The 9,836-nt window shown below is 72.4% G+C and carries 9 protein-coding genes; 5 read left to right on the forward strand and 4 right to left on the reverse strand.

Annotation, left to right across the window (positions count from 1 at the left end):
* Window positions 1-11: 11 nt before the first annotated feature.
* Genes ACZ5CR_RS39110 through ACZ5CR_RS39125 form a run of 4 tightly spaced genes read left to right on the forward strand, consistent with a single transcriptional unit; the run spans window position 12 to window position 2,787 of the window.
* Window positions 12-737, forward strand: coding sequence for an energy-coupling factor ABC transporter permease (locus ACZ5CR_RS39110; protein ID WP_468866793.1), 726 nt, complete (start codon window positions 12-14; stop codon window positions 735-737).
* Window positions 737-1,111, forward strand: a complete 375-nt coding sequence (locus tag ACZ5CR_RS39115; protein ID WP_468866795.1) for an energy-coupling factor ABC transporter substrate-binding protein — start codon at window positions 737-739, stop codon at window positions 1,109-1,111. Before ACZ5CR_RS39110 ends, ACZ5CR_RS39115 begins: the two co-directional genes overlap by 1 nt.
* A 6-nt stretch (window positions 1,112-1,117) precedes the next feature.
* On the forward strand, window positions 1,118-1,867 hold the full coding sequence (gene cbiQ, locus ACZ5CR_RS39120; RefSeq protein WP_468866797.1) for a cobalt ECF transporter T component CbiQ: 750 nt from the start codon (window positions 1,118-1,120) through the stop codon (window positions 1,865-1,867).
* Window positions 1,864-2,787 carry an energy-coupling factor ABC transporter ATP-binding protein gene (locus ACZ5CR_RS39125; RefSeq protein WP_468866798.1) on the forward strand — a complete coding sequence of 308 codons (924 nt, stop codon included), beginning with the start codon at window positions 1,864-1,866 and terminating at the stop codon, window positions 2,785-2,787. The genes cbiQ and ACZ5CR_RS39125 overlap by 4 nt, the downstream gene beginning before the upstream one ends.
* Here ACZ5CR_RS39125 and ACZ5CR_RS39130 read toward each other — a convergent pair.
* The 4 genes from ACZ5CR_RS39130 to ACZ5CR_RS39145 form a co-directional block, all read right to left on the reverse strand.
* The gene (locus ACZ5CR_RS39130; protein WP_468866800.1) at window positions 2,776-3,978 is read right to left on the reverse strand and encodes an MDR family MFS transporter; all 1,203 of its coding nucleotides are present in this window, start codon (window positions 3,976-3,978) and stop codon (window positions 2,776-2,778) included. The genes ACZ5CR_RS39125 and ACZ5CR_RS39130 overlap by 12 nt on opposite strands.
* Window positions 3,979-4,109: 131 nt before the next feature.
* Entirely contained in the window at window positions 4,110-5,936 is a 1,827-nt protein-coding gene (locus tag ACZ5CR_RS39135) for an ABC transporter permease subunit (RefSeq protein ID WP_468866802.1), read from the reverse strand.
* 7 nt (window positions 5,937-5,943) lie between these two features.
* On the reverse strand, window positions 5,944-7,437 hold the full coding sequence (locus ACZ5CR_RS39140; RefSeq protein WP_468866805.1) for an ABC transporter substrate-binding protein: 1,494 nt from the start codon (window positions 7,435-7,437) through the stop codon (window positions 5,944-5,946).
* A 124-nt stretch (window positions 7,438-7,561) separates the two neighbouring features.
* Window positions 7,562-8,095, reverse strand: a complete 534-nt coding sequence (locus ACZ5CR_RS39145) for a GNAT family N-acetyltransferase (protein WP_468866807.1) — start codon at window positions 8,093-8,095, stop codon at window positions 7,562-7,564.
* A 161-nt stretch (window positions 8,096-8,256) separates the two neighbouring features.
* Here ACZ5CR_RS39145 and argG point away from each other — a divergent pair, with 161 nt between their 5' ends.
* Window positions 8,257-9,705: an argininosuccinate synthase gene (gene argG / locus ACZ5CR_RS39150; RefSeq protein WP_468866809.1), complete on the forward strand. Its 1,449-nt coding sequence runs from the start codon at window positions 8,257-8,259 to the stop codon at window positions 9,703-9,705.
* The last annotated feature ends 131 nt before the right edge of the window (window positions 9,706-9,836 follow it).

Genomic DNA, 9,836 nt, shown 5'->3' on the forward strand with positions numbered 1-9,836 from the left:
TCTGCTTAGCCATGCACATAGCCGAGGGTTTCCTCCCGCCGGCGCACGCGATCGCCTGGGGCGTAGCGTCCGCGCCGTTCGTCGTCCACGGAGTCCGCTCCCTGACCCGTGAAGTCAAGGAGCACCCCGAGAGCACCCTGCTCCTGGGCGCCTCCGGAGCCTTCACCTTTGTCCTTTCCGCACTGAAAATCCCTTCCGTCACGGGCAGTTGCTCGCACCCGACGGGCACCGGGCTCGGCGCGATCCTGTTCCGGCCGCCGATCATGGCCGTGCTCGGCACGATCACGCTGCTCTTCCAGGCCCTGCTGCTCGCCCACGGCGGGCTCACCACGCTCGGCGCCAACGTGTTCTCCATGGCGATCGTCGGGCCATGGGCCGGATACGCGGTCTACCGGCTCCTGAAGCGGTACGACGTGCCGCTCATGGTCGCCGTGTTCTTCGGCGCGTTCGTCGCCGACCTCTCCACGTACTGCGTCACCAGCGTCCAGCTGGCCCTGGCGTTCCCCGACCCGAGCAGCGGATTCCTCGGCGCCCTGGGCAAGTTCGGCGGCATCTTCGCCGTCACGCAGATCCCCCTGGCGGTCAGCGAGGGACTCCTCACCGTCCTGGTGATGCGGCTGCTCGTACAGTCCAGCAAGGGTGAACTCACGCGGCTCGGCGTACTGCTGCAGGGCAAGCAGTCGGCGGCGACCGCGGCGAAGAAGACGGAGACGACGGAGACGGGGGCCAGCGCCTGATGAGCCGGAACGCGAAGATCAACATTCTGCTCCTCGTCATCGTCGCCGCGCTCGCGGTGCTGCCGGTGGCGCTGGGCCTCGGCGACGACGAAAAGGAACCGTTCGCAGGGGCGGACGCCCAGGCCGAGACCGCGATCACCGAGATCAAGCCGGACTACGAGCCGTGGTTCTCGCCGCTGTACGAACCCCCTTCCGGGGAGATCGAGTCGGCGCTCTTCGCCCTGCAGGCGGCACTCGGGGCGGGCGTCCTCGCGTACTACTTCGGTCTGCGCAAGGGGCGCCGCCAGGGCGCCGACATCGCACGGGAGCAGGAAGTATCGGCGGAGAGGTCCACCGACGTGGAGGGCGCCCGGCCCGAGACCGAGCAGGTCTGAGCCCGCGTGCTGCCCATCGACGCGGCGGCGCACAGCAGTCGCTGGCGCCGCCGTCACCCCGTGGACAAGGCTGTTCTCGGGCTAGGCCTCACTGTCCTGGCCGTCTCGCTGCCGCCCTGGCCCGGTGCCGCCCTGGTGCTGATCGCGGCGCTCGCCGTGCTGCTCGGGCCTGCCGGTGTGCCGCCGCGCAAACTGTGGCGGGCCTACCGCGTACCGCTCGGCTTCTGCGTCACCGGAGCCCTGACCCTGATTGTCCAACTCGGCGGAACCGGAGGGTTCGTCACGCTCGCCGACGGCGGTCCCGCGCGAGCGGGCGGTCTGCTCCTGCGCACGTCGGCGGCCTCGCTCGGCGTCCTGCTGTTCGCCTTCACCACACCGATGTCGGATCTGCTGCCCCGCCTGGTGAAGGCGGGCGTTCCGGCGCCGGTCGTGGACGTGGCCCTGGTCATGTACCGGATGAGCTTCCTGCTCCTGGACTCCATGAGCCGGATCCGGCAGGCGCAGGCCGCTCGGCTCGGCCACACCACCCGGGCCGCCACCTGGCGCTCCCTCGGCTCCCTGGCGGCCACCGCGTTCGTGCGGGCCTTCGACCGGGCGACCCGGTTGCAGGCCGGGCTCGCCGGACGCGGCTACGACGGAACCCTGCGCGTCCTTGTGCCCGAAGCCCGGATCTCCCGCGGTTTCGTGGCCGCCAGCGCGGTACTCCTCACGGGCCTCGCGGTCCTCACCCTCGTACTGGAAAGGCTCCTTCCATGAGCGACCCGAGCGAGCCGAGCGCCCCGAGCTGTCCGAGCGAGCCGAGTGCTCCTCGCGAGCGAGAGCCGGGCGCGGCCTTGGTCGCTCTGCGCGCTGCTTCCTACGCGTACGAGGAGGGGCCGACCGTGCTCAGCGGCCTCGACTTCGATGTCACCGAGGGACGCGCTCTCGCGCTGCTCGGGCGCAACGGCAGCGGCAAGACCACTCTCATGCGGCTGCTGAGCGGCGGACTGCGCCCCGACCGGGGCGGGTTGAGCGTCGTGGGCGTCCCTGTGACGTACGACCGCAAGGGTCTGACCCGGCTGCGCACCACTGTCCAGCTGGTCGTCCAGGACCCGGACGACCAGCTGTTCGCCGCCTCGGTGGAGCAGGACGTGTCCTTCGGGCCGCTGAACCTCGGGCTGCCCGACGCCGAGGTCCGGGCGCGGGTCGCCGAGGCGCTCGCCGCGCTCGACATCGGCGCGCTGGCGGACCGCCCCACCCATCTGCTCTCCTACGGCCAGCGCAAGCGGACGGCCATCGCGGGTGCCGTGGCGATGCGCCCCCGCGTACTGATCCTCGACGAGCCGACCGCCGGACTCGACCCGGACGGCCAGGAGCGGCTCCTGGCCACCCTGCAAGGACTGCGGGACGCGGGGACGACCGTGGTCATGGCCACCCACGATGTGGATCTGGCCCTCCGCTGGGCCGACGACGCGGCGCTGCTCACCCCCTCGGGAGTGCGCACCGGGCCGGTCGCGGAGATGCTCGCCCGACGGGATCTCCTGGCGCGGGCGGGACTTCGCCTGCCGTGGGGGATCGCCGTCTCGGAGCTGCTGCGGACGAAGGGCCTGCTGGACGGGGACGGCGACGGGCCGCGCACACCGGAGGAGCTGGCCGCCCTCATGGCCCCGGCGATGCCCGGTGCGTCAGCCGGTTGACGGGACCGGGGCGCGGCTGCGACCGGGCAGGAGTGCCACGGCCAGGAGCGGGATCGCGGCGAGCGCGAGCCAAGGCGCCCAGGACGGAAGACCGGCGTCGAGGAGCGAGCCGGTCGCGGCGCTGCCCGCGAGGACGATCAGGCCGGAGACCGAGGACAGGGCCCCCGTGTAGAGGCCGATCCTGCCGTCGGGAGTCAGGTCGGGGACCCAGGCGCGGGCGGCCGGTGCGACCAGCATCTGGCCGAGGGTGAGGAGGACGACGAAGGCGGCGGCGGGCAGCAGCCCGGCGACACCGGTCCGGGCGGCCGGGCGCGCGAGGGCCACGACGGCGAACCCGACGGAGATGAGCACGAGCCCGGCCGCCATGGAGCGCCGCAGATCGAGCCGGTCCGCCGCCCAGTGGGTGACCGGCAGCTGCGCGGTCACCACAAGCAGCGAGGAGAGGGCGAAGAGCCAGGCCAGCGGCGCCTGCGACCCGGCCGTGCGCTCCACCTCCTGGGGGAGTGCGAGATAGAGCTGGTTGTACGCCAGGAGATATGCGCCGTACGCACCGCACACCGCCAGGAAGCGGCGGTTGCGCAGCATGTCGCGTACGCCTCCCTGTACGCGGGTCCGCTCCCGCCCGGGTATGCGCTGGGGCAACAGCCACAGGTGCCCGGCAAGTACGAGGACGAAGACCCCGGATCCGGCGAGGCAGACGGTGCGGAAGTCGACGGAGAGCAGCAGCGCGCCGAGGAGCGGACCGACGAACGCGCCGGCCTGGCCCGCCACGGTGAGCAGGGCCAGGACGCGGGTACGCGGGCCGCGTCCTGCCTCCTCCCAGAGCACCGCCTGCCGGGCGACCTCGGATTCGACGGCGGGCGAGAACAGGGCGGCGGCGAAGCCGATCAGGAGTACCGCGCCGATGACCGACCACGTCTGCTGCGCGTGACCGAGCCAGGCGAAACCGGCGATCCGCAGCAGACAGCCGGTGAGGACGACGGGCCGCACGCCGTAGCGGTCGGTCAGGGCGCCGCCCACGACGAAGAGCCCCTGCTGGCTGAACGTCCGCAGGCCGAGCACGAGGCCGACCAGCCAGCCCGCCATGCCGATCGCCGCGCCCAGGTGCTCCGCCAGGAAGGGCAGAACGAGGAAGAAGCCGATGTTGAAGGCCAGTTGGGTCAGGATCAGCAGTCGGAGCAAGGGAGACAAGCTCGACCAGGTCCGTTCGTGGCGCCAACGCTTCGTGGTCCGGGTCCGGGTCCGGGTCCGGGTGCGGGTCCGGGTGCGGGTCCGGGTGCGGGTCCGGGTCCGTGGCGGGGCGGGGAGGGGCTGTTCTCGCTTCACCGGGCAGCCGCCCCGGCTGTGCTCAACTCGCGTTCAGGAGGCCGCACTTCGCCCACGGCGAGCGCGTGGTCGGGCCGACGCCTCCGCCGCAGCCACCGAGGAACCTGTACGCCGCCCGCCGCCGTCACCGCGAGGGCTCCCAGGAGGGCGAGCGCGGCTGCCGGGGCGAGCAGTGCCCAGGGGGCGCGTTCGGCGTAGGGCTGGCTCTCGGCGAGGAGAAGACCCCACTCGGGGGACGGGGGCTGGGCGCCGAGGCCCAGGAAGCCGAGGGCGGCCAGGGCCAGCGCGACGCCCGGGAGCCGAAGGAGCGCGTGGCGGGTGACGGGCGGCAGGACCGCGGGCAGCAGATGGCGCCTGAGCTGGTGCCGACGGCCCGCGCCCAGACTCCGGGTCGCCGCCAGGTGGAGGGTGGCGCGCTCCTGGAGGAGCAGGGCGGCGGTGTGGGCGGACAGGGGGACCCAGGCGACGGCGGCCACCGCGATGGCGGGGGTGGCCGCTCCACTGCCCGCGACACCGGCGACGAGGAGGCCCGCGAGCGTCGGCGGCACGGCGTTGAGCGTGTCGAGGAGCGGGCCGGAGAACCGGGGCAGGAGACCGAGCAGGACGCCGGCCACCAGGGCGAAGGCGCTGATCCCCAGGGCCAGGGCGAGGGTGTGGAGCGCGCCGTGCCCGACCCGGGCAAGGACGTCGCGGCCCAGTGCGTCCGTACCGAACGGGTGCGCCCAGGAAGGGGCCTGGAGGCGGGCCGCGGTGTCCAGGGCGAGGGGATCCCGGGTGAGGCTGAGCAGGATGACGCCCAACAGCACCCCGCCGTACAGGAAGGGCAGTCGGCTCGGGGCGGGTGGCGCCGGGCTGTGCAGGGTCGGCAGCGCGCCGTCGCGCAGGGCGGGACCGCTCGTGAGCCGGGCCGCGAGGCGGAAGAGACCGCCCGTCACGGCGGCGAGCAGCACGAGGGCGAGAGCGCCTGCCTGAAGGACGGGCAGATCCTGTGCCACCGCGGCCTGCAGAGTGGAGCGGCCGAGCCCGGGAATGTCGAAGATCTGCTCCACCGCGACCGCGCCACCGGTCAGGCCCACGAGGAACAGGCCGAGGTTCGGCAGCAGGCCGGGTACGCAGCGGCGCAGCGCCTGCCACGCGATGCGTCTGCTCGGGATGCCGCGGGCCGCGGCGGCCCGCGCCCAGGGTTCGGCGAACGCCCCGGGCAGCAGGTCGTCGAGGAGCCGCCCGAGCAGCGCCCCGGCGGGCAGGCCGAGCGATACGGCGGGCAGCACCATCCACTGGGGCCCGTACCAGCCGAGGGCGGGCAGCAGGCCCAGATGCACGCCGACCACGGTGGCGAGCACCGAGGCGATCAGGAACTCGGGGAGCGCGGCAAGGATCGCCGCACCGCCGCCGGAACGACGGCGCCCGGCGAGCCGACGGCGGGGGCCGAGCCACAGTGTGCGGGCGCACACCGCGCCTGCCGTGACGACGGCCACCACCAGCGCCACGGACATGAGGAGCAACGAGACGCCCAGGGACTGCACGACGGAGGGCAGTACCGCTTCGCCGGAGATCCACGATCGCCCCGCGTCCCCGTGAAGGAGTCCGCCCGTCCACTGGCCGAGCAGATGCGACGGGCCCTCGTCGAGGCCGAGTTCGGCGCGGATGGACGCCAGGACCTCGGGGGTGGGTGTGCGCTCGGCGGCCCGGGCCTTGAGTACGGTGAGCGCCGGGTCGGTGCGGGAGAGCCAGGGCAGCAGACCGATTCCGCACAGCAGCGCCGCGGCGAGGACCACGCGCCAGAGCAGCGCCGGTCCGCCCGTGCGGGTGAGGCTGCGCACGCGGCCCTCAGCGCCTCGTGCCGGTGCCGACCAGCGTCCGCTCGTACGGGTCGAGGATCTCGCCGCGCACCGAGCCGCCGACGCCCGTGATGATCCGCTGGTGGACCAGCGGTACGACGGCGTCCGTGCCGAGGATCGCGGCCTCGGCGGCCATGGTCGCGTCCTGCCGCTTCGCCGTGTCGGCCGTGTTCTCGGCCTTCTTCACGGCCTTGTCCACCGACGAGTCGCACAGCAGCGAGAGGTTGTAGCTGCCGTCGCAGGTGTAGTCGCTGGCGAGGACCGACACGGGGTCGCCGGTGTCGAGCATGGTGTTGCGGGCGCCGACGAACGCGTCGAACTTCCCGGCCAGTGCGTCGCCCTCGATGCGGGAGGACTCACGGACCTCCAGCGTCACCTTGAATCCGGCCTTCTGAAGCTGCTGCTTGAGCACCTGGGCGACCTCCGGCAGCTCGGGCCGGTTGTCGTACGTGCCCAGGGTGATCGACTTCCCGGCGGGTGCCGTGGCCCGTGGCTGTCCCTCGGGCTTGTCGCGCTTTCCGTCGGCCCAGGTCAGGGCGGGGCCGAAGATGCCCTTGCCGGTGTCGGCGTGGCCCTCGTACACGTCCTTGGCGAGCGCGGACGTGTCGATCGCGGCGCGGGCGGCGGCGCGCAGGCCGGGGTCCTTGAAGGCGCCCTTCTCGGTGTTGAGCTGGAGCGCCGTGGTGCGCGCCGTGGCGGTCTCGCGGCCGTGGCCCTTGTCGAGGGACGCGGCTTGGGAGACGGGGACGGCCTCGGCGATGTCCACGTCGCCGGTGCGCAGCGCGTTCGTGCGGGCGGTGCCGTCGGCGATGAACCTCGCGTCGACGCCGGACGCCTGGGCGCGACCGTCCCAGTAGCCGTCGAAGCGGTCGAGGGTGGCCGCGGTGGCGCCGGTGGTCTTCGTGAGCTCGAAGGGTCCCGTGGCGGTGCCGACCGGACTGACCTTGTCGCCCTTCTCGTACGCCTTCGCGGAGAGCACGGCGAGGCCGGGGCTCGACAGGCGCAGGGGGAGCGCCGGGTCCGGGTCGGCGGTGGTGATGCGGACCCCGTCGTCGCCGACGGGCTTGGCGGTGAGAGTCGCCCCCGACAGGGCGGCCGTGACGGGCTTGGCCTGCGCCGCGTGGGTCAGGGCCGACGAGACGGCGGCAGGGGTGACCCGGGTGCCGTCCTGGAAGTCGGCCTGGCGCAGGGTGAACAGCCAGCTGCGGTCGTTCTCCTGCTTCCAGGACGCGGCGAGCGCGGGGGCGGCGGTGCCGTTCGCGTCCAGCTTGGTCAGGCCCTCGGTGACGCCGAGACGGCTGAGGAGGGTGGCGTCGGCACCGTACGGAGAGAAGTTCTCGGAGGGTGGGAAGGCCAGCGCGACCTTGAGCCGGGCACCGCCCTCGGTGTCGCCCGACGAGTCGTTCTTGCCGGCGAAACAGCCGGCGAGCAGGGGAGCGACGAGTAGTCCTGCTATGAGGGGGCGGTGGCGGACGGAGCGCATGGTCCTCGTTCTCGGGGTGGTGTGTGTCCGTAAGTGCGGCAGCAGCCACAGAGGTTACATGACAACCATTTCCATTACGGCTGGAGGGGGTGGCTGGGCCGCACGTCCGGGGAGCGCTGGAGGGTCAGGGGCGCATCGGCACTTCGAAATGCACGACGCGCGATGCGCCGGAGTCCTCGCGCTCGTCGTGCACGATCTTTCCCAGTGAGCGCCAGAAGCCCTCGGCGCCGGTCACCGCGGGATCGGTGTGCAGATATACGGACCGGTACCCGCCGTCCGCCGCGGCGAAGTCAAGGAGCTCGCCGACCAGTCGCCGGGCCAGGCCGCGCCGCCGGTGCTCGGCGCGTACGTAGACGCGCCGCAGCTGCGCCGTCTCGCCCGAGGGGAAGCGTTCGGCGATCCAGCCGGGGTTCGGCGGATGCGCGGGGCCGCGTGAGTCGAGCGCGGCCGTGGCGGCGATTGACCCGTCCCGCTGGTCCACCGCGACGAGCAGTGTGTGGCGGGCCGGGCTCAGGTACGCGCCGTCGAGGTCGATGATGTCGACGTGCCAGCGCGGCACGTACCCCGTGCCGAAGTCGTGGTAAACGGTGTCGAGCATGACGGCTCGTGCGGCGTCGAGGTCGTCGGCGGTGGCCGTCCTGATGCGGTAATCGTGCACTTGCACATCCTAAGCATTAGGCCGGTGCGGCCTGTCATCAGCGTGGGGCGGTACGGCCTGCTGTCGGCGGCATGGCCCGGCGCCCCAGTTGCCGTGGCCCGGTTCGGTCGCTCTGGGCGACCAACGTTGCATGGTCATGCGAAGTCATGCATACTCTTCCTATGTCCAAGGTCCTCACCTCCCTGCCCACCGGCGAGCGCGTCGGCATTGCCTTCTCCGGCGGTCTCGACACCTCCGTCGCCGTCGCCTGGATGCGTGACAAGGGCGCCGTCCCGTGCACGTACACCGCCGACATCGGCCAGTACGACGAGCCCGACATCGCCTCCGTGCCCGGCCGTGCCTCGGCGTACGGCGCCGAGATCACCCGCCTCGTCGACTGCCGAGCCGCGCTGGTCGAGGAAGGCCTTGCGGCGCTTGCCTGCGGCGCGTTCCACATCAGGTCGGGCGGTCGCCCCTACTTCAACACCACGCCGCTCGGCCGTGCCGTGACCGGCACGCTCCTGGTGCGGGCGATGCTGGAGGACGGGGTGCAGATCTGGGGCGACGGCTCCACCTTCAAGGGCAACGACATCGAGCGGTTCTACCGGTACGGGCTGCTCGCCAACCCGTACCTGCGGATCTACAAGCCCTGGCTGGACGCGGACTTCGTCACGGAGCTCGGCGGCCGCAAGGAGATGTCGGAGTGGCTGGTCGCGCACGAGCTGCCCTACCGGGACTCGACGGAGAAGGCGTACTCCACGGACGCCAACATCTGGGGCGCCACCCATGAGGCCAAGACCCTTGAGCACCTCGACACCGGGCTCGAGACGGTCGACCCGATCATGGGTGTGCGGTTCTGGGACCCGTCGGTGGAGATCGACACGGAGGACGTGACGATCGGCTTCGACCAGGGCCGCCCGGTCACGATCAACGGCAAGGAGTTCGCCTCCCCGGTCGACCTCGTCATGGAGGCCAACGCGGTCGGCGGGCGGCACGGCCTCGGCATGTCCGACCAGATCGAGAACCGGATCATCGAGGCCAAGAGCCGCGGCATCTACGAGGCGCCCGGCATGGCCCTCCTGCACATCGCCTACGAGCGCCTGGTCAACGCGATCCACAACGAGGACACCCTTGCCGCGTACCACAACGAGGGCCGGCGCCTCGGGCGGCTGATGTACGAGGGTCGCTGGCTGGACCCGCAGGCGCTGATGATCCGTGAGTCGCTGCAGCGCTGGGTCGGCGCGGCCGTCACCGGCGAGGTGACCGTGCGGCTGCGGCGCGGCGAGGACTACTCGATCATCGACACCCAGGGCCCGATGTTCAGCTACCACCCGGACAAGCTCTCCATGGAGCGGACCGAGGACTCGGCGTTCGGCCCGGTGGACCGGATCGGCCAGCTCACCATGCGCAACCTGGACATCGCCGACTCCCGTGCGCGGCTCGAGCAGTACGCGGGCCTCGGCCTGGTCGGCTCCGGCCACCCGACGCCGATCGGCGCCGCGCAGGCCGCGTCGACCGGTCTGATCGGCGCCATGGACGGCGGCGGAGCCGAGGCGATCGCCTCGCGCGGCGAGGTCACGGAGGAAGAGTCGATGCTGGACCGTGCCGCGATGGAGTCCGGCACGGACTGACACCGCGCACCGTTCGCACGTACGCACCAGGGCAACGGGGGAGAGAGGGGGGGGTGGGTGGGGGGGAGGTGGGGTGGGGTACCGGGGGGGGATGGGTTCACGCCAGGGGTCCGCGGGGGGCCAAGGTCCGT

It is taken from the genome of Streptomyces sp. NPDC031274, assembly GCF_055570235.1.

What these genes read in the sequence shown, in the direction of transcription:
- ACZ5CR_RS39125 (WP_468866798.1), top strand. Translation starts at nt 1,864, where the DNA reads ATGAGCGACCCGAGCGAGCCGAGCGCCCCGAGCTGTCCGAGCGAGCCG.
- ACZ5CR_RS39110 (WP_468866793.1), top strand. Translation starts at nt 12, where the DNA reads ATGCACATAGCCGAGGGTTTCCTCCCGCCGGCGCACGCGATCGCCTGG.
- ACZ5CR_RS39115 (WP_468866795.1), top strand. Translation starts at nt 737, where the DNA reads ATGAGCCGGAACGCGAAGATCAACATTCTGCTCCTCGTCATCGTCGCC.
- ACZ5CR_RS39140 (WP_468866805.1), bottom strand. Translation starts at nt 7,437, where the DNA reads ATGCGCTCCGTCCGCCACCGCCCCCTCATAGCAGGACTACTCGTCGCT.
- argG (WP_468866809.1), top strand. Translation starts at nt 8,257, where the DNA reads ATGTCCAAGGTCCTCACCTCCCTGCCCACCGGCGAGCGCGTCGGCATT.